The sequence below is a fragment of the Lentzea xerophila genome, assembly GCF_051094245.1.
In the GTDB taxonomy this organism is placed as follows: domain Bacteria; phylum Actinomycetota; class Actinomycetes; order Mycobacteriales; family Pseudonocardiaceae; genus Lentzea; species Lentzea xerophila.
Genome location: NZ_CP194934.1, coordinates 7,785,411 through 7,809,335, shown reverse-complemented (window position 1 = coordinate 7,809,335; position 23,925 = coordinate 7,785,411). Strand labels below are relative to the sequence as shown.

Sequence of the window (23,925 nt, the reverse complement as noted above, 5' to 3'; positions counted from 1 at the left end):
GTGTTGCAGGACGGTAGCCGGGAGGTGTCAACCGGGTGTCGTGCGTCACTGCAGCATGCCTCGATCCAGGGCCGTGGTGACCGCCGCGGTGCGGTCCGAGACGCCCAGCTTGTTGAACACCCGCAGCAGGTGGGTCTTCACGGTCGCCTCGGAGATGAACAGCGCCCGGCCGATCTCGGCGTTGGACATGCCCTTCGCGACCAGGCGCAACACCTCGGCCTCCCGCGCGGACAGCGGTGGTGTGCGGACCTGTCCGACGACCTTCGCGACCATCGAGGGCGCGAGCACGGTCTCCCCGCGCGCCGCCGCCCGGATCGCCGCGATGAGGTCCTCGGTCGTCGAGTCCTTGAGCAGGTAGCCGGACGCGCCGGCCTCGACCGCGCGAAGAATGTCCGAATCGGTCTCGTACGTCGTGAGCACCAGGACGCGCGGGCCGGTGCCGGCGATCTTCGCGGTCGCCGCGACGCCGTCCATCTCGGGCATCCGCAGGTCCATCAGCACGACGTCCGGCTTGAGCAGGGCGGCCTGGGTGATCGCCTCCTGGCCGGAACCCGCGTCGCCGACGACCTCCAGGTCGTCCGCCACGAGCATGCCGCGCAGCCCCTGCCGCACCACCGGGTGGTCGTCCACCAGCAGAATCCTGATCACAGTGGCACCTCCACCAGCACCGACGCTCCGGTGTCGTCATCCTGGTCGTCCGACGACAGCGAGAGCGTCCCACCCACCTGTTCGAGCCGTGCGCGCATGCCCCGCAGGCCGAAGCCCTCGGGTGCGTCACCGAACCCGCGCCCGTCGTCGCGCACCTCCAGGGAGACGCCGTCGGAGTCGAACCTCATCACGACGTCGACCCGCGACGCCCCGGAGTGCCGTGCCACGTTGGTCAGCGCCTCCTGGACCGTGCGCAGCAGCACCACCTCGACCGAGGTCGGCAATCCGACCGGGTCGCCGATCACGCGGAACGCCGACTCCAGCGCCACGCCGTCGACCAGCCGCCGCACCGCGTCCTCCAGCGACGAACCGTCCAAAGGCGACGGTGCGTTGGCCGCCACCAGCGCCCGTGCCTCGCGGAGGTTCTCCCGTGCGGTTCGCAGCGCCAGCTCCACGTTCGGCTGCGCGCCCTGCAGCAGCGTGATGATCGACGTGAAGCCCTGTGCCAGCGTGTCGTGGATCTCCGCCGACCACCGCGCGCCCTCGGCCTCGATGGTCAGCGCCTCGATGCGTTGCAGCAGTTCACCGCGCTGTTCGTTCTGTTGCGCGATCCGGCTGATCGCCCAGCCGAACGCCTGGGAGAAGCCGATGATCAGAAGGGCGCCCGGCCACGGCAGCGTGGGGATGGCACCCGCGAGCCAGGTCAGGATCTGCGGCGTGAACACGAACAGCGCCATCGGGAAGAACGCCCACGCGACCGGCAGCGCCATGTAGATCTGCGGCACCAGCCCGAACAGGGCGAACGTCGCGTTGCCGCTGAACCACACCGCCGGCGCGAACGTGGCGAGCGAGCCGGCCGCGTAGACGAACCCGCGCCAGCCCACGGTCCTGCTCCGCACCAGCTTCTTGCCGTAGAACAGGAACCACAGGCCGTTCAGGCACAACAACCCCGCCGCCGACAGCCGGTCGGCGAGGGTGTTGTCGTCGATCAGGATGAGCACGAGCGTGATGGCCTGGGTGACCGCGAAGAGCACGTACCAGGTGATCAGCGACTGGTATTGGTCCACCTGAAGGTCCGGCTGACGAGCACCAGACCGGCGATCGTCCACGCCCCGAGAACGAGCGCGATCCTGCCGAGCTCCCATGATCCCGCCGCCTCCATGACCGCGTAGCCGTCGTCCAGTGCGAACACCGAGCGGAAACCCTGACACACCCACTTCAGCGGGAAGAGCGACCCCACCGTGCGCAGCGACTCGGGCAGCACCGACTGCATGATGAACACACCGCTGAGGAACTGCAGCACGATGTACGGCAGGTTCAGCACGCCCGCGGCGTTGCGGGTGGACTTCGCGATCGCGCTCAGCGCCACGCCGAGCAGCGAGCACGAGATCACGCCGAGCGTGAAGACCCACCCGAACGTCAGCCACCTGGAGGCGCTGGAGGGGAGTTCCACGTCGAACCGCAGCACGGCCACGCCGAGCAGCAGCGCGGCCTCGAAGAGGCTGGTGACGAAGACCAGGACGATCTTGCCGATGAAGTAGGACGTGAACGGCATCGGCGTGCCGCGCAGGCGCTTCAGCGTGCCGTCCTCGCGGTCGGCCACCACGCTCATGCCGAGTCCGACGAACGACGTCGAGATGATGCCGGCGCCGATCATGCTGGCCGCGAACATCTGCGCGGCGGCGGGTTCGCGGACGTAGACGGTGCCGAGCAGCAGCATCAGCAGCGCGGGCAGCGACACCGTGAAGATGAGGTTCTCCTTCTGCCGGAAGAACTCCCGCAGCTCGGTCGCACCCCTCGCGAGACCGAGTGACAGGGTTCCGGGCAGAACAGCCGCGGTGGTCATTTGATCAGCTCCAGGTAGATGTCCTCCAGCGACGGGCGGGTGACCGTGAGCTCGGCCAGCTCGCCGTGCCGGGACAGTTCGGCGATCGTCTTGGTGGGTTCGGAGGTCGTGATCTCGGTGTAGCCGCGGTCGGACAGCCATCGGACGGTGGCGTCGGCGTGCGCGCGGCCGCCGAGCGTCCGCGGCGTGCCCTCGGCCACGATCCGGCCGCCGGCGAGCACGGCCACGCGGTCGGCGAGCGCCTCGGCCTCGTCGAGGTAGTGCGTGGTCAGCAGGATCGTGGTGCCCTCGGAGGCCAGCAGCCTGATCAGTCCCCAGAACCGGCGGCGTGCCTCCGGGTCGAAACCGGTGGTCGGTTCGTCCAGGAACACGAGCTCCGGCCGGCCGATGATGCCGAGCGCCACGTCGAGGCGGCGCCGCTGACCGCCGGACAACGTGCCGGCGCGGGCCTTGCCCTTCTCGGTGAGTCCGACGAGGTCGATGACCTCCTCCGGGTCACGCGGGTCGCCGTAGTACCTGGCGTAGTGGTGCACGGCCTCGTGCACCGAGAGCGTGGCGGCGTCGGTCGCGCTCTGCAGGACGATGCCGAGCTTCGAACGCCACTGTCTGCCGCCGACGGCCGGGTCGACGCCGAGCACGCTGACCTCACCGGCGTCCCGGTCGCGGTGGCCCTCCAGGATCTCGACGCTCGTGGTCTTGCCGGCGCCGTTCGGGCCGAGGACCGCGAACACCTCCCCGCGGGCGACGTCGAGATCGATCCCCGCCACCGCCTGGTGGTCCCTGTAGGCCTTCTTCAGGCCCCGCACTCGGATCGCGTTCATGCATCAATCCTGCGATCTTGGACCCCCTGCGCGGGACGACCGCACCGCTGACCCCGGTTGTCAACCGGTCGGTGGACACGCCGTCGTGTTTCGGCCGTGTTTCCACTCCGGGAAAGCGCTCTTCCGCGTGTTAGAACAGCTCGGTGCATCTGACGCCGCATGAACGGGACAAGCTGCTCGTGCACGTCGCCGCCGACGTGGCGCGGCGCAGGCTCGAACGCGGGGTGCTGCTCAACTACCCCGAGGCCATCGCGTTGATCACCGACCACGTGCTGGAGGGCGCGCGGGACGGCCGCACGGTCAGCGAGCTCATGGAGAGCGGGCGCACGGTGCTCGCGCCGGAGCAGGTCATGCGGGGTGTGCCGGAGATGATCGACTCGGTGCAGGCGGAGGCGACGTTCCCGGACGGCACCAAGCTCGTCACCGTCCACCACCCGATCGCGCCCTCGGCCGGTCCGGCGCCGGGAGAGGTGGTCGTCGGCTCCGAACCCGTCGAGCTGAACCCCGGACGGCCGCGCGTCACGATGACCGTGGTGAACGTCGCCGACCGGCCCGTTCAAGTCGGGTCGCACTTCCACTTCGCCTCGGTCAACACCGGCCTGGAGTTCGACCGCTCGCGGGCGTTCGGTTACCGGCTCGACATCCCGGCGGGCACGGCGGTGCGGTTCGAGCCGGGCGTCGAGCGCGAGGTCACGCTGGTTCCGCTGGCAGGGCTGAGGATCGTCCGGGGGTTGCGGCGATGATCGACCGCGAGCGCTACGCCGAACTGCTCGGGCCGACGGTCGGCGACCGGATCCGGCTCGCCGACACCGACCTGTTCATCGAGGTCACCGAGGACCGTTCGCGCGGCGCGGGCTCCGGTGACGAGGTGATCTTCGGCGGTGGCAAGGTGATTCGCGAGTCGATGGGCCAGGGCGTCGCGACCCGCGCCGAGGGTGCCCCCGACCTGGTCATCACCGGTGCCGTGATCCTCGACCACTGGGGTGTGGTCAAGGCCGACGTCGGCGTGCGGGACGGCCGGATCGTCGCGATCGGCAAGGCCGGCAACCCGGACACGATGGACGGCGTCCATCCCGCGCTGGTCATCGGCCCGTCCACGGAGATCCTGTCCGGCAACGGCAAGATCCTCACCGCGGGCGGCATCGACTGCCACGTGCACTTCGTCTGCCCGCAGATCGTGGACGAGGCGCTGGCGTCCGGGCTGACGACGCTGATCGGCGGCGGCACCGGCCCGGCGGAGGGCACCAAGGCCACGACGGTCACGCCCGGCGCCTGGAACCTCGGCCGGATGCTGACCTCGATGGACCATCTGCCGGTCAACGTCCTGTTGCTGGGCAAGGGGAACACGGTCTCGGCCGAAGGCCTGCGCGAGCAGCTGGCGGGCGGCGCCGGCGGGTTCAAGCTGCACGAGGACTGGGGCACCACGCCCGCCGCGATCGACGCCTGCCTGCGGGTGGCCGGCGAGTCCGGCGTCCAGGTCGCGATCCACACGGACACGTTGAACGAGGCCGGGTTCCTGGAGTCCACAGTGGACGCCATCGGTGGCCGGTCGATCAACGCCTACCACTCCGAGGGCGCCGGTGGCGGGCACGCGCCGGACATCATCCGCGTGGTCTCGCTGCCGAACGTGCTGCCGTCGTCGACGAACCCGACGCGCCCGCACACCGTCAACACGCTCGAGGAACACCTCGACATGCTGATGGTGTGCCACCACCTCAACCCGTCGGTGCCGGAGGACCTGGCGTTCGCGGAGTCGCGCATCCGGCCGACCACGATCGCCGCCGAGGACCTGCTGCACGACCTGGGCGCGATCTCGATGATCTCGTCCGACTCGCAGGCGATGGGCCGCGTCGGCGAGGTGATCATCCGGACCTGGCAGACGGCGCACGTGATGTCCTCGCGGCGGTCTCTCGACGCGAACCTGCGAGCACGGCGGTACGTCGCGAAGTACACGATCAACCCCGCTGTGGCGCACGGGATCGCGGCCGAGGTCGGTTCGGTCGAGGCCGGGAAACTGGCGGATCTGGTGTTGTGGGAGCCCAAGTTCTTCGGCGTGCGGCCCTCGGTGGTGCTGAAGGGCGGGTTCATCGCCTGGGGTGCGATGGGTGACGCGAACGCCTCGATCCCGACGCCGCAACCGGTGTGGGCGCGGCCGATGTTCGGTGCCACGGCCGGTGCGGCCTCTTCGGTGTTCTTCGTTGCGCCCGAGGCGATCGAGGCCGGAATCGCCTCCCGGTACGCGCGGCGGGTGCTGCCGGTGGCCTCGACGCGGTCGGTCGGCAAGGCGGACATGGTGCTCAACGACGCGATGCCGGACGTGCGGGTCGATCCGGACAGCTTCGCCGTGCACGTCGACGGATCACTGGTCGAGCCCTCGCCGGTCGCGGAACTGCCGATGGCCCAACGCTATTTCCTGTTCTGATGCTGACCGCGCTGATCCTCGCCGACTCCCGCTTCCCCGGCGGTGGCCACGTGCACTCCGGCGGGCTGGAGGAGGCTGCCGCGCGCGGTCTGGTGCACGACGAGCCGTCGCTCAGGTCGTTCCTGCACGGCCGGTTGCTGACTTCCGGTCTGCTGGCGGCAGGGTTCGCGGCCGCGGCGGCACGGGGTGAGGACCTCGCCCGGCTGGACGCGGAGCTGGACGCCCGCACGCCGTCACCCGCCCAACGCGAGGCTTCGCGGGCGCAGGGGCGGGGCATGCTGCGGGCGGCCCGGCGCGCGTGGCCCGCCGCCCGGCTCGGCGAACTCCCGCGAGACCCGCACCAGCCGCTGGTGATCGGCGTGCTGGTCGCCGAGCCGTACGAAGCGGCCCTGACCTGCGCTTATCTCGCGGTGAGCGGACCGGCGTCGGCGGCGGTCAGGTTGCTCGGCCTGGACCCGTTCGGGGTCAACGCGATCGTGGCCGCCCTCGGTGTCGAGGAGGTCGCCGCGCGGGCGTGCGAGGAGCTTCCCGCACTGGGTTCGCCTGCCTTGGACCTCTTGGCAGAGTCACATGTCCGACGTGAAGGGGTGCGTCTCTTTGGGAGCTGACCACGGGCCCGATCCGCACGACCACCACCACGGTTCCGCGCCCCGGATCGGCATCGGCGGACCGGTCGGCAGCGGCAAGACCGCGCTGACCGCGGCCCTGTGCCGCGCGCTGGGACCGCGGCTGCGGCTGGCGGTCGTCACCAACGACATCTACACGACCGAGGACGCCGACTTCCTGCGGCGGGCGGGCGTGCTCGACCCGTCGCGCATCGAGGCCGTGCGGACCGGCTGCTGCCCGCACACCGCGATCCGCGACGACATCACGGCCAACCTGGACGCCGTCGAGCGGCTGGAGCACCGGTTCCCGGCGCTGGACCTGGTGATCATCGAAAGCGGCGGGGACAACCTGACGGCGGTGTTCTCGCGCGGGTTGGTGGACCGGCAGATCTTCGTCGTCGACGTGGCGGGCGGTGACAAGGTGCCGCGCAAAGGCGGTCCCGGCGTCACGACGGCGGACCTGCTGGTCATCAACAAGACCGACCTCGCGCCGTTCGTCGGCGCGGACATGGACGTGATGATCTCGGACGCGCACCGGATGCGCGGGGAGCTGCCGGTCATCGCCCAGTCGCTGGTCGAGACCCCGGACGCGCCCGAGGTCGCGAAGTGGGTGCTGGCCGGGCTGTGAAACCTCTCCGATGAAGGCTCCCCGATGAAGGCTTCAGCGCGGTTGGTCGTCACGGTGGACTCGCACGGCAACAGCGTCGTGCGGGTCCTGCGTTCGCAGTCGCCGTTGACGTTGGTGCCGCACCGACGCGTGGGGCCTGTTGCGCTGGTGCACCTCGTGTCGTCGGTGACGGCCCCGTTGGGCGGCGACTCGTTGTCGTTGACGGTCGAGGTCGGTCCTGGAGCGTCGCTGGACCTTCGTGGCGTGGCGGCGACCTTGCTGCTGCCCGGTTCGTCCGGAGCGGCGTCGTCGTCCGAAGTTCGGTTCGTGGTGGAGGGATCCGTCCGCTACCTGCCGGAACCGACAGTCGTGACGAGCCGCGCGCGCCACGCGGCAGTGGTGGTGGCCGAATTGGACAGTCACGCAGAGTTGCGAACGCGGGAGGTGCTCGTGCTCGGCCGCACCGGCGAAACGCCCGGCTCGCTGTCCACGTCGGTGCGCGCAACCCGTTGCGGGAGGCCGGTGTTGCACCAACAGCTCGTGGTGGGTGACAGCTCGGTCGACGGGTCTTCCGCCGGCTTGGCGGGGAAACGCGTCGTTGGCACTGAAATGGTTCTCGACTCGGTGACGCGAGCTCGTGACGGCGGTGAGTGGTGGAGTGCCGTTCCGTTGGCAGCAGGCGGAACCCTTGTCACCGCATTGGGTGATGACGTGGTCGCCGTCACAACTGTGCTCGACGCCATCTGACTCGATCCCGGACTCGATCCAGAACTGTTCTTTGTACGGACAGTCACCGTTCAGGTGGTGGTCATCACCGCGCAGGCGGTTTCGGGATCGGGTCCCCGTGCGTATGGTCGCGGGTCCAGGGACCACGAGTTCTGCCGCCGCTTGGAGGTTCGCCGATGACGGAGACCACGAACATCGCACTACCGGCGATGCGCGTGTCCTACGAGCAGGGCTCGCTCAGCGAGTCGGAGCTTGCCGCCACCTGGCACGAACAGCTCCAGCTGTGGCTGGACCAGGCCGCCGGAGCCGGCCTGCCCGAGCCCAACGCGATGGTGCTCGCGACCACCGACACCAAGGGCCGCCCGTCGTCGCGCACGGTGCTGGCGAAGGGCCTGGATGCCCGTGGGCTGGTGTTCTTCACCAACTACACGTCGAACAAGTCGCACGACCTGATGGCCACCCGCTACGCGTCGGCGACCTTCCCGTGGTTCGCGATGCAGCGGCAGGCGCACGTCCGCGGAACCGTCGAGAAGGTCGGGTCCGCGGAGACCGCGGAGTACTGGAACTCGCGGCCTCGCGGGTCGCAGATCGGGGCCTGGGCCTCGCCGCAGTCCCGCGTGGTCAGCGGCCGGTCCACCCTGGAGTCCGCGCTGCACAAGATCGAGCGGCAGTTCGCGGACACCGAGAAGATCCCCGTGCCGCCGCACTGGGGCGGGTGGCGGATCCGGCCCGAGGAGGTCGAGTTCTGGCAGGGACGGCGGGACCGGATGCACGACCGGTTGCGCTTCCGGCTCGGGCGGGACGGCTGGGGCTCGGAGCGAGTAGCACCGTAGAACCTCGGGGCCGGTGTGGCCCTGCGAAACTGAAGCTTTCGCGATGGGGCGCTTCCTGTGGGCGGGAGGCGCCCCTTTTGCTGTGCTGCGACTTACCGCCGGGCTCGGAACCCGGCCCGGTGCCCGGGCGTCCTTCGGGTGGCGGGAGTGTGCCGACCCAGCTTCGGCATACTGGGATTTCAGCAACAGCGAACGACGAGGTGCGATTTCACGTGTGCGGAGTGCTCGGACTCATCTGTTCCACCGAAGCCGCCGCGGCCTCGGCGCGGAGTTCTGTGGCCGCAGCACTGCGCTGCCAGCGGCACCGTGGTCCCGACGAGCAGGACACCTGGGCCGACGCCGAGGTCGTCTACGGGTTCAACCGGCTCGGGTTCATCGACCTCGACCACAGCCACCAGCCGCTGGTGTGGGGGCCGCCGGAGAACCCGACCCGGTACACGCTGAACTTCAACGGCGAGATCTACAACTACAAGGAGCTGCGGGCCGAGCTGGCCATGCACTTCGGCGCCCAGTTCAAGACGGAGGGCGACGGCGAGTCGATCGTCGCCGGGTACCACTACCACGGTGCCGACTGGGTCAAGAAGCTCCGCGGCATGTTCGCGTTCATGATCTGGGACGCGCAGGAGCGAGTGGTCTTCGGAGCGCGGGACCCGTTCGGGATCAAGCCGCTGTACTGGGCCACCGGGCCGGGCGGGGTCGGGTTCTCGTCGGAGAAGAAGAGTCTGCTGCAGCTGACCGGGGTGCTCGGCATCAGCCAGGAGCTGGACCAGACGGCGTTGCAGCACTACCTGGTGCTGCAGTACGTGCCGGAGCCCGAGTCGCTGCACAAGGCCATCAGGCGCGTCGAGTCCGGCACGTCGTTCAAGGTGAGCCCCGGTGGGCAGGTGCTGTTCAACCGGTACTTCAAGCCGGTGTTCTCGCCGCGGCCGGTGAACGGGCCGCACGAGGCCGAGGCGCTGCACGAGCGGATCGCCGAGGTCATGCGTGACTCGGTGGCCAAGCACATGATCTCCGACCCGGACGTCACGGTCGGCGCGTTCCTGTCGGGCGGTATCGACTCCACGGCCACCGCGACGCTGGCCAAGCTGCACAACCCGAACCTCATCGCGTTCACCAGCGGGTTCGACCGCGAGGGGTACTCGGAGGTGGACGTGGCCGCGGAGACGGCGGCGGCCATCGGGGTGCGGCACGTCGTCCGGACGGTGTCGCCGGACGAGATGATGGAGGAGCTGCCGCTCATCCTCTGGTACCTCGACGACCCGGTGGCGGACCCGGCGTTGGTGCCGTTGTACTTCATCGCGAAGGAAGCGCGTAAGTACGTCAAGGCCGTGTTGTCCGGCGAGGGCGCGGACGAGCTGTTCGGCGGGTACGTGATCTACCACGAGCCGCTGTCGTTGTCGCCCTTCGAGAAGGTGCCGGGCAGCGTGCGCAAGCTGATGGGCGCGGTGTCGAAGAGCATCCCGGAGGGTGTGCGCGGCAAGGATTTGCTGCGGCGCGGGTCGCTCAAGCTCGAGGAGCGCTACTACGGCAACGCGCGCAACTTCAGCGACGCGCAGGTGCGGGCGGTGTTCCCCGGCTACGTCGAGGGCGTCGGCTTCAAGGACGTCACGGCGCCCTGGTACCGCGAGTCGGAGGACTGGGACCCGGTCGCGCGCATGCAGCACATCGACCTGTACACGTGGCTGCGCGGCGACATCCTCGTCAAGGCCGACAAGGTGACCATGGCGAACTCGATCGAGCTGCGGGTGCCGTTCCTCGACCCCGAGGTGTTCAAGGTCGCCGCCGAGGTGCCGCTCGGCCAGAAGCTCACCGAGGGCACGACCAAGTACGCGCTGCGCAAGGCGTTGGCGAAGATCATCCCGGCGCACGTGCTGAACCGGCCCAAGCTGGGCTTCCCGGTGCCGATCCGGCACTGGCTGCGGGCCGAGATGTACGACTGGGCGCGCGGGATCATCGCCGACTCGCAGACCGGGCACCTGCTCGACAAGAACGCGGTGCTGGACCTGCTGGCCGAGCACAGGTCGGAGCAGTTCGACCGCAGCCGGCAGCTGTGGTCGGTGCTGTGCTTCATGATCTGGCACGGGATCTTCGTCGAGGGCCGGATCAGCCCGAAGGTGCCCGAGCCGGTGTACCCGGTGCGCCTCTGACGAGTGGCCTAGGCCCCACGTAAATGGCTTGTTAGTTGTCATAGGCTAACGAAGTGGCCACTGTGGGGAGAAGCGCGCGCTCGACGTTCGTGATCGACACTCGACCGTTGAAGATCGTCGCTTATCGACGGCTGTGGCTCTCCACGATCATCACGGCGGTGGGCTCCCAGCTCACCGCCGTCGCCGTGCCCAAGCAGGTCTACGACCTCACCGGGTCGTCGGCGTGGGTCGGCATCGCCGCCGGTGTCGCGCTGGTTCCGCTGCTGGTCTTCGGGCTGTGGGGCGGCGCCATCGCGGACACCGTCGACCGCCGCAAGCTGCTGCTCGTCACGAACGCCGGCATCGCGGTCTCGTCGGTGCTGCTGTGGGTGCAGGCGGCGATGAACGTCGGCTCGGTGTGGCTGGTCATCGCGCTGCTCGGGTTGCAGCAAGTGTTCTTCGCGGCCAACGCGCCCGCGCGGTCGGCGTCGATCGCCCGGCTGGTGCCGGCGGAACTGCTGCCGTCGGCCAGCGCGCTGGGGTCGACGGTCATGCAGTTCGGCGCGGTGCTCGGGCCGTTGCTCGCGGGTGCGTTCATGCCGGTCGTCGGGCTGTCGACGCTGTACCTGGTGGACGCCATCGCGCTGGTGGCCGCCGTCTACGCGGTCTGGAAGCTGCCGCCGATGCCTCCGCTGGACGGGGTGGTGCGGCGAGCCGGGCTCAGGGACGTGCTGGACGGGTTCGTCTACCTGTGGGCGCAGAAGGTGCTGCTGGCGAGCATGGTGCTCGACATCATCGCGATGGTGTTCGGCATGCCGCGGGCGTTGTTCCCGGAGATGGCCCAGCACACGTTCGGCGACCCGCCCGGCGGCGGGTTCGCGCTGGGAGTGCTGTTCGCGGCGATCCCGGTCGGCGCGGTGCTGTGCGGCCTCACGTCCGGGTGGATCGCCAACGTCAGCAGGCACGGTGTCGCGGTGACGCTCGCCGTGGTGGGCTGGGGTCTCGCGATCATGGGCTTCGGCCTCGCCGGATCGCTGTGGGTCGCGGCGGCGTTCCTCGCGCTGGCTGGCGCGGCGGACATGGTGTCGATGGCCTTCCGCGGCGCCATCCTGCAGTCGGCGGCGACGGACGAGATGCGCGGGCGGATGCAGGGCGTCTTCATCGTCGTCGTGGCGGGCGGGCCGCGCATCGCGGACCTGCTGCACGGCACGGGTGGCGCGGCGTTCGGCACCGCGGCGGCCGTGTCGGTCGGTGGCCTGCTGGTGGTCGTGGCGACCGCCGTCATGGTGGCGTTCCTGCCGGCGATCTGGCGCTACCGGTTCAGCGCGAGCTGATCTCGGCCGGGTCCGGCTCGGTGATCCGCACGTCGCCGCCCCAGTCGGAGAAGCGGGCCTCGTCGACGACCTCCCCGCCCCGGAACGCGGTGGAGATCGTGATGCGGACCGGCAGGCCCGCGCCGTCCAGTTCGACCTCGCCGGTCGAGCCGGCGATCTGCTGGTCGAGCGCGAGCTTCACCTCGGTGCGCAGGCCCTCGTCGGTCAGGGTGTCGTAGGCCTTCCGGTAGTCGATCGAGATCGAGTAGCGGGTGTGGCCGCCGACCTGCGCGGTCAGCCTGAGCTCACCACCCGCCTCGATCACCGGCAGGTGGTACGACGTGAAGACGGCCTGCTGGTAGACCACGTCGTGGAAACCGAGCAACGTGGTGGTGAAGTCGTCGTCGACCCTGCGGTCCAGCAGCAACCACGGCTTGTCGGCGGGAAGCCCGAAGACGTCCGCGGGGAGCTTCACGAACGCACTGTCCTTTGTGGTCGAGAGCAGCCGCAGCTCCACCGCCTCGCCGCCCGTCTGCACGGGACGGGTCGTGGTCGCGTCCATGCTCGCCACTTCGCCGCCCAGCCGCACGCTGCCGCTGGAGGGCGCCCGGACACCGCCGCCCGTGGGTGGTGGCGCGATGGAGAAGCGGTAGGTCTTCTTCTCGTTGACCGACTTGGTCACCGCGGCCACCAGGCTCTTCACGTCCCGGTGCTGGGCGGTGTTCTCGCTCGCGGGTTCGGACGAGGAGCAGGCGGTCAGCGCCAGCGTGGCGATGATCGCGGACGCCGCGAGTCTCATCGTGCGATTGTTACACCAATTGGGTGAGGTGGGCGTCCGTTGGTGCTGGTGGCCAGGCGAGGCGGGCAGAATCCTCGGGCATGGCTGAAGCGACTCCACAAACGGAGCAACCAGAGCTACATCGGGCCATCGGCCCGAAGCTGCTGCTGTTCTTCGTCGTCGGCGACATCCTCGGGACCGGCATCTACGCTCTCACCGGCAACGTGGCCGGCAAGATCGGCGGCGCGCTCTGGCTGCCCTTCCTGCTCGCGTTCGTGGTGGCGTTCCTGACCGCGTTCAGCTATCTCGAGCTCGTCGGCAAGTATCCCAGGGCCGCCGGTGCGGCGCTGTACACGAACAGAGCGTTCAAGATCCACTTCCTGACGTTCATGGTCGCGTTCGCGGTCATGTGCTCCGGCATCACGTCGGCCTCGTCGGCGGCGCTCGCGTTCGGCCGCACGTACCTCAGGCAGCTGCTCGTCGAGTTCTTCGACGTCGCGCTCAGCCCGGAGTCGCTCGTGATCACCGGTATCGCGATCGTGTTCATCGCGGCGCTGGCGGTCATCAACTTCCGCGGCGTCTCGGAGTCGGTCAAGGCCAACGTGGTGCTGACCTGCATCGAGCTGTCCGGCCTGGTCATCATCATCCTGATCGGCGCCTGGGCGGTCATCAACGGTGACGGCGAGCCCGGCAGGCTCACCGAGATCCACGTCCCGTCCGGCAGCACCGTGATGCTCGCCGTCACCTCGGCCACGGCGCTCGCGTTCTTCGCGATGGTCGGCTTCGAGGACTCGGTGAACATGGCGGAGGAGTGCCGCAACCCGGTCAAGATCTTCCCGCGCGCGATGCTGTGGGGCATGGGCATCGCGGCGCTGATCTACGTGCTGGTCGCGATCACGTCGTCGTTGCTGATCCCGTCCGAGGAGCTCGCGAAGGCCGGCAGCAGCGCGTTGCTGAGGGTCGTCACCGTCGGCGCGCCGGGCTTCCCGCTGTGGATCTTCGCGTTGATCGGCCTGCTGGCCGTCATCAACTCGGCGCTGATCAACATGCTGATGGCGTCGCGCCTGTTGTACGGCATGGCGAACGAGAAGATCATCCCGAAGTTCTTCGGCACCGTGCACCCGTTCCGCCGCACTCCGTGGATCTCGATCGTCTTCACGACCGGCGTCGCGGTGATCCTGGTGTCCACCGCGGACATCGGCAAGCTCGGCGGCACGACCTCGTTGCTGCTGCTGGTCGTCTTCACCATCGTCAACATCGCGTGCCTCGTGCTGCGCCGCGAGAAGTCCGAGCACCAGCACTTCCGCGCCCCCACGTGGGCTCCGGTCCTCGGCGCGATCACGTGCGGGTACCTCGCGATGCCGGTGCTCTCCGGCCGCCCGTGGGACGACTACAAGATCGCGGGCTGGCTGCTGCTCGCCGGCCTGGTGCTCTGGGGCATCAACCGCATGCTGCACGGCAAGGTGGAGATCCACCCGGAGAACCTCGGCAAGTAGCTCAGTCCAGCAGGTGCCTCAGGAACCGGTCGGGCTCACCCAGGAAGTTGCGGGTGAGCGCGACCGGTTCCGCTGTGTCGTAGGAGACCTCGTCGATCGTGTCGCCGATCTCCAGGATGGTCGCGCCCGGTGCCGCGAGCAGGATCGGCGAGTGCGTCGCGATGATGAACTGCGAGCCCTCCCCGACGAGTTCGTGCATGCGCCGCAGCACCGTGAGGCAGCCTTTGACGGACAGCGCGGCCTCCGGTTCGTCCAGGACGTAAAGGCCTCTGCCGCCGAACCGGTGCGTCATCAGGTCGATGAAGCTCTCGCCATGTGACCTCTCGTGCAACGACTTCCCGCCGTACGACGCGTGAATGCCCTGGCCGATCCGGTCGATCTCGGTGATGACGTTGTAGAACGACTCGGCGCGCAGGAAGAACCCCGTGCGGGGTTTCCTGGTGCCCCAGCTGATCGTCAGGTAGTCGCCGAGCGACGACTCGGTCGCCTTCGTCGCGAAGCGGAACGACTGCGTGCCGCCCTCCGCGTTGAACCCGGCCGCCACCGCGATCGCCTCGACCAGCGTGGACTTGCCCGCACCGTTGTCGCCGGTGAGGAACGTGATCGGGGTCCTGAGCTCCAGTGGGTGCTTGATCAGGTGCTGGACGACCGGGAGCGTGAACGGGTAGCGGTGCGTGTCGTGCTGCCCGTCGAGGCGGACCTGGCGGACGAACGTCACGCGAGCCTGGCCAGCTCGACCGGGTCGTGGGCGCAGAACACCTCGACCTCTCCCTGTGCCTTCAACTCCTTGAGGCGTTCCACATTGGACAGACGCTGCTCGCGGATCGTCTCGGTCTGCTTGGCGGTGAGCTTCAGCGCGAAGATGTTGCTCGGCGGCGTCTCGACCTCGCCGCGGTAGAAGTAGGCGTCGCCCGCGTGCAGCAGCCAGCCGTCGTTCCCCTTGACCGCGATGCCCGTGTGGCCGCGGGTGTGGCCGATCAGCGGCACCATCAGGATGTCGGCCGGCAGTCCGGGGACGTCCCGCACGGCCTGGAACCCGAACCAGTCCTCGCCCTGCGCCGTGTGGGTCCGGAAGGTGACGCCGTCGCGCTGCGCCTTCGGGTACCGCGCCCGTTCCTTGGCGGACTTCGGGTTCGTCGCCGCCTCCAGTTCGGTGTCGAGCACGTGCACGGTGGCGTTCGGGAAGTCCCGCAGCCCGCCCGCGTGGTCCAGGTCGAGGTGGGTGAGCAGGATGTGCCGGACGTCCTCGGCCGCGTGGCCGCGCCTCTCGACCTGGCTGATCGCCGTCTCGTTGATGTCGAGCGCGGGCTTGAGCAGCGTGCGGCTCAGCGGGTCGATGGTGGCCTTCGGGTCGCTCACCTCGTGCGTGCCGAACCCGGTGTCGACCAGGACGAGGCCCTGGTCGGTCTCGATGAGCAGGCAGTGGGCCACGAGCCCGCCCGCGACCAGGGGCGGCCGCATCGTGGCGCAGTTGAGGTGGTGAACCTTCATGGGCGAATCCTTCCGCTGGCCCCGTAGGCTTCAGCCTCATGTTGGGGATCTCGTACGAGGGTGCCACCGCCGTGATCACGACTGTAGGCGCGGGTCTGCGGTCCTTCGAGGTGGATGGCGTCCCGTATGTGGAGACATTCGGCGCCGACGAGAAACCGCCGATGAGCGCCGGTGCCGTGCTGGTGCCCTGGCCGAACCGGACCGCCGGGGCCTCCTGGGTGCTGGACGGGGTCCGGCAGCAGCTCGACGTGACCGAGCCCGCCCGCGGCAACGCGATCCACGGGTTGCTGCGCCGGCGGCCCTGGGACGTGCTGGAGCACACCGGATCGTTGGTGTCGCTGGTCGCGACCGTGGAGCCGCAGGCCGGTTGGCCCGCCGCTTTGCGGGTCACCGTGTCCTACGCGCTGGACGATCGCGGGCTGACCGTGACCCACGGGATCAAGAACGTCGGGAACGTCGCCACGCCGTTCGGGGTGGGAACGCATCCGTACCCGCGGGCCGGGAACGCTAAGACCGATTCGTGCACTTTGACGTTGGCCGCCACGACGGTGCTGCCGCTGGACGTCGAGCGGATGGTGCCGTCCGGCCCGGCCGTACCGGTGGAGGGCACCGAGTACGACTTCCGCGGTGGGCGGCCGTTGGACGGGGTACGGCTGGACACACCGTTCGGCGGGTGCGAGCCGGCCGCGGACGGGTTGGTGCACCACACGTTGACGTCGTCCGAGGGCGGCGTCGAGGTGTGGGCCGACCCGGTGTTCCGGTGGGTTCAGGTCTACACGCCCGATTCCTATCCCGGACGGGGGCGGGCGGTGGCCGTGGAGCCGATGACCTGTCCGCCGGACGCGTTGAACTCCGGCGTCGACCTGGTCTGGGTCGCGCCGGGGAAGTCCTGGGGCGGACGGTGGGGGATCCGGCCGTTGGCTTCGTAGCGTTCCCCGGTTGCCTTCTGGGGCTGGCCGATGCGTGCCGGAACCGTTAGCGTTGCTAACCATGAACATCGCGATCACCGGGGGCTACGTCGTGCCGGTCGACGGCGACCCCGTCGAAGGCGGCACCGTCCTGATCCAGGACGGGAAGATCGTCGCGGTAGGCGCTGACGTCGACATCCCGGACGGGATCGAGGTCGTAGACGCGGACGGTGCCTGGGTGCTGCCCGGCTTCGTCGAGGCGCACGGGCACATCGGCGTCCACGAGGAGGCCGAGGGCTGGGCCGGCCAGGACACCAACGAGATGACCGATCCCGTCGGCGCCAGGATGCGCGCGCTGGACGCGATCAACCCCGCCGACCTCGGCTTCGCCGACGCACTCAGCGGCGGCGTGACCACCGCGGTGATCAAGCCGGGATCCGGCAACCCCATCGGCGGCCAGACGGTCGCGGTGAAGTGCTGGGGACGCACCGTCGACGAGATGCTCGTGAAGGAGCCGGTCAGCGTCAAGAGCGCGCTGGGCGAGAATCCGAAGCGCGTGTACGGCGACAAGGGCAAGCTGCCGTCGACGCGGCAGGGCGTCGCGGCGGTCATCCGCGACGAGCTGACCAAGGCGCAGGACTACCTGGCGCGCAAGGCAGAGGCGGAGAAGGACGGGAAGGCCTTCGACCGCAACGGCACGCTGGAGATCCTCGGGAAGGTCCTGCAGGGTGAGCTGCCGTGGTGTCAGCACGCCCACCGGGCGGACGACATCGCGACGGCCATCCGGCTGGCCGACGAGTTCGGGTACCGGCTGATCCTCAACCACGGTACCGAGGGGCACCTGATCGCGGATGTCATTGCGGAGAAACAGATTCCGGTGATCATCGGGCCGTTGTTCACGACCCGGTCCAAAGTGGAGCTGCGGAACCGGGGGCTGCGCAACCCCGGCATCCTGGCGCGGGCCGGCGTCGAGCTGGCGATCACGACCGACCATCCCGTGGTGCCGATCCACTTCCTGGTGCACCAGGCCACGCTGGCGGTGAAGGAAGGGCTGGACAGCGACGTGGCGCTGCGGTCGATCACGACGAACCCGGCGCGGATCATGGGGCTGGACGATCGGGTCGGGGCGTTGAAGCCGGGGCTGGACGGCGACGTGGTGATCTGGTCCGGGGATCCGCTGGACGTGATGAGCCGGGCGTTGCACGTTTACGTGGAGGGGCGTGAGGTTTACACGTTCGACGAGCGGAAGGGGGAAGGGGTCGTGGCCGACCCCTTCTACCGCGAGACCGTGTAGCAGTGAGGTTGATGAGGGGAGCTTTCATAAACCTGGTGTTTTAACCAGGAGGCTCCTGATCTTTGACATAGGCACGGCCACCGCTTGATCATCTTCGGGTTCCGTCCAAAGAACTCGATCATGACAAGTGGTGGCCGTGTCTCCTAGTGTGCCTGATCAAGGTCTGAGTGCCCAAGTCCGGGTGCTGCAACGGTTCCGGCGCGAGCTCTATGACTGTTTCGGCGCGTGGCGGGACACGTTGTTCGAGCTGGTGGACGCGTTGCTGGTGAGTCCGCAGCGGCCGTCGTCGGTGCCGTGGCTGACGTTGGAGACGCCGCTGCGACGCGGGCACGGCAGCGTCTACAAGGCGTTGAAGGATGGCCGGGTCGACACCCAGGGGCTCGCGCGGACGTTGACCCGGCTGGTGATCGGCTCCGCGGACGTGGCCGATCCGCTGGTGTTCGCGCTGGACTGTTCGCAGTGGCCCCGTCCAGGCGCGGTCACCAGCCCTGGCCGGACGCTGAACTACGACGCGGCCAAGGACCGGCGTGACCGGCGGGCACCGGTGACCGAGGGCTGGTGGTTTCAGTGGCTGGCCGCCACCAACAGCGAGCACTCGTCGTGGGCGCCGCCGGTCGACCTGGCCCGGATCGGCCCCGATGACAACCATCACGCGGTCGCGGTGACCCAGATCAGGTCCCTGCTCGACCGGTTGCCCGCCGACCGGCCGCACGTGCCGGTGGTGTGTCTGGACGGTGACTACAGTGCGTCCTGGATCGGCCGGCAGCTGGCCGGACTGCCGGTGCAGATGCTGATCCGGGTGCGGTCGGACTCGGTGATGCGCACCGACCCGCCCCCGCGCCGGGCCGGGGCTCGCGGCCGGCCGCCGGTGCACGGACCGGCGATGAAACTGCCGGAGATGGCCAGCTGGCCCGAGCCCGACGAGATCAGGATCGTGCCACCCCGGCCGGACCGGGGCCGCCGGCACGAGCTGTCGGTACTGGCCTGGCACGGCCTGCACCCGCGGCACTCCAAGAAACTCGACGAACCCGGCCGGACCCCGCACCCAGGCAAGGCACGGGAGATCGTGCGCGGCAGCGTGATCCGCATCCACTCCGCGGCACCGGACGAGAAACCGATCTGGCTTTTCTGGACCGGACCGGGCGGCTCGTTCGACCTGGACCGGCTCTGGCGGGCCTACCTGCGCCGCTTCCACATCGAGCACCTGTTCCGGTTCATCAAACAGCACCTCGGCTGGACCGCACCGAGGCTGCGCACCCCCGAACAGGCCGAACGATGGAGCTGGCTGATCGCCGCCTCCTACACCCACCTGCACGCCGCCCGCGACCTCGTCGCAGACCACCGCCTGCCCTGGGAACGCGCGGGCCTGATGTCCCCGCTACGGGTCAAACGCGGATTTCGGATACTTCAGCCCGAGCTGGACACCCCGGCCAAGTCCCGCAAACCCTCCCAGCCCGGCCCCGGCCGCCCACCCGGACGCACCTCCACACCCGCACCCCGCCACCCCGTGACCCGCAAACACCCCAGCTCACCCAAACCCAAGACACACAACAAGAAACGAGCCGCCGCTGACGCGACGGCCCGCTAAAGAGCTCACCTGAGGTTAAAACACCAGATAAACCTGAGGTTTATGAAAGCTCCCCTCATCAACGTTGTCTCGCGGAGTCTGGCTTCTAGCGCAGGCCCCGGCCGATCACGAGGCGCTGGATCTGGTTGGTGCCCTCGAAGATCTGCAACACCTTGGCCTCGCGCATGTAGCGCTCCACCGGGAAGTCGCGGGTGTAGCCCGCACCGCCCAGCACCTGCACGGCGTCGGTCGTCACCTTCATCGCCGCGTCCGTGGCGATGAGCTTGGCGATCGACGCCTGCTGGCGGAACGGGAGGCCGCGGTCGCGGCGGCGGGCGGCCTGCAGGTACGTCGCCCTGGCCGACTCGACCGCGGCGGCCATGTCGGCCAGGAGGAACTCGAGGCCCTGGAACTCGATGATCGGGCGGCCGAACTGGGTGCGGGTCTTGGCGTACGCGACCGCTTCGTCCAGCGCGGCTTGCGCCAGACCCACCGCGCAGGCGGCGATGCCGAGGCGGCCGGAGTCCAAAGCGGACAGTGCGATCTTGAGGCCGTCGCCCTCGTTGCCGATCAGGCGGTCGGTGCCGAAGCGCACGTCGTCGAACGAGAGTTGCGCGGTGATGGAGCCGGTGAGGCCCATCTTGCGCTCGGGCGTGGCGGCGGTGAGGCCCTCGGTCTCGCCGGGGGCGAGGAAGCAGGAGATGCCCCGGCCCGCGTCGGGGGACGTGCGGGCCATCAGGGTGTAGAAGTCGGCGGCGCCGGCGTGCGTGATCCACGCCTTGGTGCCGTTCACGACGTACTCGGAGCCCTGGCGGACGGCTCGGGTCGACATGGCGGCCGGGTCGGAGCCCGCCTGGACCTCGGACAGGGCGTAGCCGCCCAGCAGTTCGCCCTCGAGCATCTCGGGGAGCCAGCGGTCCTGCTGCTCGCGGGTGCCGAAGGTGGCGAGGCCGTAGCAGGACATCACGTGCACGGAGAGGCCGACGGCGACCGTCATCCACGCCGAGGCGATCTCCTCGAGCGCCTGGAGGTAGACCTCGTAGGGCTGCTCGCCGCCGCCGAACTCCTCGGCGTACGGGAGACCCAGCAGACCGGACCTGCCCAGCAGGCGGAACGCGTCCCTGGGGAACTTCTCGTTCTCCTCGGCGTCCGCGGCGTGGGGCTTCAGTTCGTCTCGCGCGATCTCCTTGACCAGCGCGATCAGGTCCTCGGCCTCTTGGGTGGGGAGCAGCCGCTCGGCGGGCATCGTCGACCTCCGGTGTGTACTGGTAACTGTACTGTAGGACGTCCTGGAGTACAGCGGCCAGCGAATGTGGCAGGGTCGTCACATGGCGCGGGCTCTCACGCAGCGGCAGGCCGAGCTGCTCACCCGGTTGGAGGGTCTCTTCCTCACCGAGGGTTTCGGTCACCTCACGCTGGACGACATCGCGGGCAGGCTGCACTGCTCGAAATCCACGCTCTACGCGCTCGCCGGCAGCAAGGAACAGCTCGCGGTGAGGGTCGTCGGGCGGTACTTCAAGGGCGCCGCCGAGCGCATCGAGAAGCGCATCGCGGGCCTCGACGACGTGCGCAGACGCATCGGCAGCTACCTCGCGGGGGCCGCGGAGGAGCTCAACAAGGCCTCGGCGGCGTTCATCGCGGACGTGGCGGACTTCCCGCCCACCCGTGCCACCTACGAGCGCAACGCCCGTGCCGCCGCCGAGCGCATCAAGTCGTTCATCCAGGACGGTGTGGAACTGCACGTGTTCCGCGAGGTGCACGCGACGTTGTTCGCCGAGATGGCGGGGCTGCTCATCGAAAGCATCCAGACGGGTGTCCTCACGAAACGGGCAGGCGTTTCGGATGCCGAGGCGTTCACCGCACTGGGTGAACTGTTGTTGGATGGGCTGCAGAGAGATGGGAGCCCGAAGTGATCGTGGTTGCTGGTGAGTCGCTGGTCGACATGGTGCCGGTGGGGCAGGACGAGCTCACGCCGCTCGCGCCGAAGCTCGGTGGCGGGCCGTACAACGTGGCCGTGGCGCTCGGGCGGCTGGGCGTGCCGGCGGGCTTCCTGTCGCGGATCTCGACCGACCACTTCGGTGAGCAGCTGATCAAGCGCCTCCACGCGTCGGACGTGGAGACCGGCCTCGTCCAGCGCGGGCCGGAGAACACCACGCTCGCCGTCGTCGGGCTGGCCGAGGACGGCAGCGCGCGCTACTCGTTCTACGTCGAGGGCACCGCCGACCGGCTCGTCGAGGACCCCGGACCGCTGGACGAGGGCGTCACGGCGGTCTCGTTCGGCACGCTGTCGCTCGTCCTCGAACCCGGCGCCTCGGTGTACGAGAAGGTGCTGCGGCGCGAGAGCAAGCGCTTGCTCACGGCGCTCGACCCCAACATCCGGGCAGGGCTCATCGACGATCCGGGCGCCTACCGCGCGCGGTTCGCCTCGTGGCTGCCGGACGTCGGGTTGCTGAAGGTGTCCATCGAGGACGCGCGGTGGCTCGCGGACACCGAGGACGGCGACGTGATCGAGATCGCAAGGACGTGGATTTCACAGGGACCGGCCGCCGTCGTGCTGACCAAGGGTGGCGACGGTCTCTCCGTGATCACCGCCACCGGCCAGGTCGACGTGCCACCCGTGAAGGTCGACGTGGTCGACACGATCGGGGCGGGCGACACGGTGCAAGGTGCCCTGCTCGCGTGGCTGCACGACCACGAAGCGCTCAGCGCCGGGAAGGTGCGCGCGCTCTCACGGGACGAATGGACTGCGGCATTGACGTACGCGGGCGCGGCCGCCGCGATCACATGTTCCCGTGCGGGTGCCGAACCGCCCTTTGCGAGCGAACTCACCGCCGCATTGGGTGGATAAAACGGAGGATCCGACTACCGTGAGGTAGCCGCGCTAGAAACTGGCATTACGGATGTGATGCCGGTCCCATCTCACAGAATCGGTTCACACCGCTGCTGCGAGGCGGGCCTTCCGCCGACTAGCGTGAGTGGACTTGAAGAACTCAGATCCCAACGGGGTGGTCCGAGACGACGGCAGACCTGCGCGGTCCGCCGCCACCCCGTCCGAGCGTTGAGAGGGACTTGAATGCCCGACGCGACGACTGCGCCGACCGACCCACAGACCGTCGCGCTGCGCCACGAGGGCGGAGAGCTCGAGATGAAGGTGGTGCGGGCGTCCGAAGGCGCGTCCGGCATCGATCTCGGCAAGCTGCTGTCGACCACCGGTCTGGTAACCCTGGACACCGGTTTCGTCAACACGGCCTCCTGCTCCTCCGAGATCACCTACATCGACGGTGACGCCGGAATTCTGCGTTACCGCGGGTACCCGATCGAGCAGTTGGCCGCGCGTTCGAACTTCATCGAGGTCAGCTACCTCCTGATCTACGGCGAGCTGCCGACCGCCGCCCAGCTCGAGGACTTCTCGCAGAAGATCAGCAGGCACACCCTGCTGCACGAGGACCTCAAGCGCTTCTTCGACGGCTTCCCGCGCGACGCGCACCCGATGCCGGTGCTGTCCTCCGCGGTGTCGGCCCTGTCGACCTTCTACCAGGACTCGCTGTCGCCGTTCGACGCGAACCAGGTGGAGATCTCCACGATCCGCCTGCTCGCGAAGCTGCCGACCATCGCGGCCTACGCGTACAAGAAGTCGGTCGGCCAGCCGTTCCTCTACCCGGACAACTCCCTTGGCCTGGTGGAGAACTTCCTGCGGATGACCTTCGGCTTCCCGGCCGAGGCCTACGACCTCGACCCGGACCTGGTCCGCGCGCTCGACCTGCTGTTCATCCTGCACGCCGACCACGAGCAGAACTGCTCCACGTCGACCGTGCGCCTGGTCGGCTCCTCCGAGGCGAACCTCTTCGCGTCCATCTCCGCGGGCATCAACGCCCTGTTCGGCCCGCTGCACGGCGGCGCGAACAGCGCGGTGCTCGAGATGCTCGAGAAGATCAAGGCCGACGGCGGCGACGTGAAGTCGTTCGTCAACAAGGTCAAGAACAAGGAGGACGGCGTCCGCCTGATGGGCTTCGGCCACCGGGTCTACAAGAACTACGACCCGCGCGCCGCGATCATCAAGAAGACGGCCGACGAGATCCTCGGCAAGCTCGGCGCCGACGACCAGCTGCTCGACATCGCGAAGCAGCTGGAAGAGGCCGCGCTGAGCGACGAGTACTTCATCTCCCGCAAGCTCTACCCGAACGTGGACTTCTACACGGGTCTGATCTACCGGGCGATGGGCTTCCCGACCAAGTTCTTCACCGTGCTGTTCGCGCTCGGCCGGCTCCCCGGCTGGATCGCGCACTGGCGCGAGATGATCAACGACCCGGCCACCAAGATCGGCCGCCCGCGGCAGATCTACACCGGCCCGACGGAGCGCGACTTCATCGCGATGGAGAACCGCTAGTCGGACTCTGTTTCACCCGTGCGGGGCGCGCCTGTCATGCAGGCGCGCCCCGTTCGT

At 69.0% G+C, this 23,925-nt stretch carries 23 protein-coding genes; 15 read left to right on the top strand and 8 right to left on the bottom strand.

Features of this window, described 5'->3' with window-relative positions:
• Nucleotides 1-45 precede the first annotated feature (45 nt).
• Genes ACRSBM_RS37365 through ACRSBM_RS37350 form a run of 4 tightly spaced genes read right to left on the bottom strand, consistent with a single transcriptional unit; the run spans nucleotide 46 to nucleotide 3,315 of the window.
• Nucleotides 46-648 (bottom strand): response regulator, encoded by a 603-nt coding sequence (locus ACRSBM_RS37365; protein ID WP_434451211.1) that lies wholly within the window; start codon nucleotides 646-648, stop codon nucleotides 46-48.
• Complete coding sequence (locus ACRSBM_RS37360) at nucleotides 645-1,715, bottom strand: sensor histidine kinase (protein ID WP_434451209.1); 1,071 nt, start codon at nucleotides 1,713-1,715, stop codon at nucleotides 645-647. The genes ACRSBM_RS37365 and ACRSBM_RS37360 overlap by 4 nt, the downstream gene beginning before the upstream one ends.
• Nucleotides 1,694-2,494, bottom strand: a complete 801-nt coding sequence (locus ACRSBM_RS37355) for an ABC transporter permease (protein ID WP_434451206.1) — start codon at nucleotides 2,492-2,494, stop codon at nucleotides 1,694-1,696. The genes ACRSBM_RS37360 and ACRSBM_RS37355 overlap by 22 nt, the downstream gene beginning before the upstream one ends.
• On the bottom strand, nucleotides 2,491-3,315 hold the full coding sequence (locus ACRSBM_RS37350) for an ABC transporter ATP-binding protein (protein WP_434451203.1): 825 nt from the start codon (nucleotides 3,313-3,315) through the stop codon (nucleotides 2,491-2,493). The genes ACRSBM_RS37355 and ACRSBM_RS37350 overlap by 4 nt, the downstream gene beginning before the upstream one ends.
• Before the next feature lie 143 nt (nucleotides 3,316-3,458).
• Here ACRSBM_RS37350 and ACRSBM_RS37345 point away from each other — a divergent pair, with 143 nt between their 5' ends.
• The 8 genes from ACRSBM_RS37345 (at nucleotide 3,459) to ACRSBM_RS37310 (ending at nucleotide 11,968) form a co-directional block, all read left to right on the top strand.
• Nucleotides 3,459-4,058, top strand: coding sequence for an urease subunit gamma (locus ACRSBM_RS37345; protein WP_434451200.1), 600 nt, complete (start codon nucleotides 3,459-3,461; stop codon nucleotides 4,056-4,058).
• Entirely contained in the window at nucleotides 4,055-5,737 is a 1,683-nt protein-coding gene (locus ACRSBM_RS37340; RefSeq protein ID WP_434451197.1) for an urease subunit alpha, read from the top strand. Before ACRSBM_RS37345 ends, ACRSBM_RS37340 begins: the two co-directional genes overlap by 4 nt.
• On the top strand, nucleotides 5,734-6,345 hold the full coding sequence (locus tag ACRSBM_RS37335; RefSeq protein ID WP_434453379.1) for an urease accessory protein UreF: 612 nt from the start codon (nucleotides 5,734-5,736) through the stop codon (nucleotides 6,343-6,345). The genes ACRSBM_RS37340 and ACRSBM_RS37335 overlap by 4 nt, the downstream gene beginning before the upstream one ends.
• Entirely contained in the window at nucleotides 6,335-6,970 is a 636-nt protein-coding gene (gene ureG, locus ACRSBM_RS37330; RefSeq protein WP_434451194.1) for an urease accessory protein UreG, read from the top strand. Before ACRSBM_RS37335 ends, ureG begins: the two co-directional genes overlap by 11 nt.
• 24 nt (nucleotides 6,971-6,994) lie before the next feature.
• The gene (locus tag ACRSBM_RS37325) at nucleotides 6,995-7,696 is read left to right on the top strand and encodes an urease accessory protein UreD (protein ID WP_434451192.1); all 702 of its coding nucleotides are present in this window, start codon (nucleotides 6,995-6,997) and stop codon (nucleotides 7,694-7,696) included.
• A gap of 155 nt (nucleotides 7,697-7,851) precedes the next feature.
• Nucleotides 7,852-8,508 (top strand): pyridoxamine 5'-phosphate oxidase, encoded by a 657-nt coding sequence (gene pdxH, locus ACRSBM_RS37320; protein ID WP_434451189.1) that lies wholly within the window; start codon nucleotides 7,852-7,854, stop codon nucleotides 8,506-8,508.
• Between the two features lie 212 nt (nucleotides 8,509-8,720).
• Nucleotides 8,721-10,655 carry an asparagine synthase (glutamine-hydrolyzing) gene (gene asnB / locus ACRSBM_RS37315; protein ID WP_434451187.1) on the top strand — a complete coding sequence of 645 codons (1,935 nt, stop codon included), beginning with the start codon at nucleotides 8,721-8,723 and terminating at the stop codon, nucleotides 10,653-10,655.
• Between the two features lie 107 nt (nucleotides 10,656-10,762).
• Nucleotides 10,763-11,968 carry an MFS transporter gene (locus tag ACRSBM_RS37310; protein ID WP_434451184.1) on the top strand — a complete coding sequence of 402 codons (1,206 nt, stop codon included), beginning with the start codon at nucleotides 10,763-10,765 and terminating at the stop codon, nucleotides 11,966-11,968.
• On the opposite strand, the gene ACRSBM_RS37305 is transcribed toward ACRSBM_RS37310, so the two are convergent.
• Complete coding sequence (locus tag ACRSBM_RS37305; RefSeq protein WP_434451181.1) at nucleotides 11,955-12,746, bottom strand: hypothetical protein; 792 nt, start codon at nucleotides 12,744-12,746, stop codon at nucleotides 11,955-11,957. The two genes, ACRSBM_RS37310 and ACRSBM_RS37305, sit on opposite strands and share 14 nt — an antisense overlap.
• 80 nt (nucleotides 12,747-12,826) lie before the next feature.
• On the opposite strand from ACRSBM_RS37305, the gene ACRSBM_RS37300 reads away from it, so the two are divergent.
• Nucleotides 12,827-14,221 carry an APC family permease gene (locus ACRSBM_RS37300; RefSeq protein ID WP_434451178.1) on the top strand — a complete coding sequence of 465 codons (1,395 nt, stop codon included), beginning with the start codon at nucleotides 12,827-12,829 and terminating at the stop codon, nucleotides 14,219-14,221.
• A gap of 1 nt (nucleotide 14,222) precedes the next feature.
• Here ACRSBM_RS37300 and ACRSBM_RS37295 read toward each other — a convergent pair whose 3' ends face one another.
• Together ACRSBM_RS37295 and ACRSBM_RS37290 are read right to left on the bottom strand one after the other, a co-directional pair.
• Complete coding sequence (locus ACRSBM_RS37295; RefSeq protein ID WP_434451176.1) at nucleotides 14,223-14,939, bottom strand: AAA family ATPase; 717 nt, start codon at nucleotides 14,937-14,939, stop codon at nucleotides 14,223-14,225.
• Nucleotides 14,936-15,712 carry an MBL fold metallo-hydrolase gene (locus ACRSBM_RS37290; protein WP_434451174.1) on the bottom strand — a complete coding sequence of 259 codons (777 nt, stop codon included), beginning with the start codon at nucleotides 15,710-15,712 and terminating at the stop codon, nucleotides 14,936-14,938. Before ACRSBM_RS37290 ends, ACRSBM_RS37295 begins: the two co-directional genes overlap by 4 nt.
• Nucleotides 15,713-15,750: 38 nt before the next feature.
• Between ACRSBM_RS37290 and ACRSBM_RS37285 the strand changes: the two genes are divergently transcribed.
• From ACRSBM_RS37285 to ACRSBM_RS37275, 3 genes are all read left to right on the top strand, one after another.
• A complete protein-coding gene (locus ACRSBM_RS37285; protein WP_434451172.1) occupies nucleotides 15,751-16,641 on the top strand; it encodes an aldose 1-epimerase family protein in 891 nt (296 codons plus the stop codon).
• A gap of 61 nt (nucleotides 16,642-16,702) precedes the next feature.
• Entirely contained in the window at nucleotides 16,703-17,914 is a 1,212-nt protein-coding gene (locus tag ACRSBM_RS37280) for an amidohydrolase (RefSeq protein WP_434451169.1), read from the top strand.
• A gap of 181 nt (nucleotides 17,915-18,095) precedes the next feature.
• Nucleotides 18,096-19,502: a transposase gene (locus ACRSBM_RS37275; protein WP_434451167.1), complete on the top strand. Its 1,407-nt coding sequence runs from the start codon at nucleotides 18,096-18,098 to the stop codon at nucleotides 19,500-19,502.
• Nucleotides 19,503-19,587: 85 nt separating this feature from the next.
• Here the strand turns inward: ACRSBM_RS37275 and ACRSBM_RS37270 are convergent, their stop codons facing one another.
• Nucleotides 19,588-20,727 (bottom strand): acyl-CoA dehydrogenase family protein, encoded by a 1,140-nt coding sequence (locus ACRSBM_RS37270; RefSeq protein WP_434451164.1) that lies wholly within the window; start codon nucleotides 20,725-20,727, stop codon nucleotides 19,588-19,590.
• An 82-nt stretch (nucleotides 20,728-20,809) separates the two neighbouring features.
• Between ACRSBM_RS37270 and ACRSBM_RS37265 the strand changes: the two genes are divergently transcribed.
• From ACRSBM_RS37265 to ACRSBM_RS37255, 3 genes are all read left to right on the top strand, one after another.
• Complete coding sequence (locus tag ACRSBM_RS37265) at nucleotides 20,810-21,394, top strand: TetR/AcrR family transcriptional regulator (protein WP_434451161.1); 585 nt, start codon at nucleotides 20,810-20,812, stop codon at nucleotides 21,392-21,394.
• Entirely contained in the window at nucleotides 21,391-22,329 is a 939-nt protein-coding gene (locus tag ACRSBM_RS37260) for a carbohydrate kinase family protein (RefSeq protein ID WP_434451158.1), read from the top strand. The genes ACRSBM_RS37265 and ACRSBM_RS37260 overlap by 4 nt, the downstream gene beginning before the upstream one ends.
• A gap of 225 nt (nucleotides 22,330-22,554) precedes the next feature.
• The gene (locus ACRSBM_RS37255; RefSeq protein ID WP_434451155.1) at nucleotides 22,555-23,868 is read left to right on the top strand and encodes a citrate synthase; all 1,314 of its coding nucleotides are present in this window, start codon (nucleotides 22,555-22,557) and stop codon (nucleotides 23,866-23,868) included.
• Nucleotides 23,869-23,925: the final 57 nt, after the last annotated feature.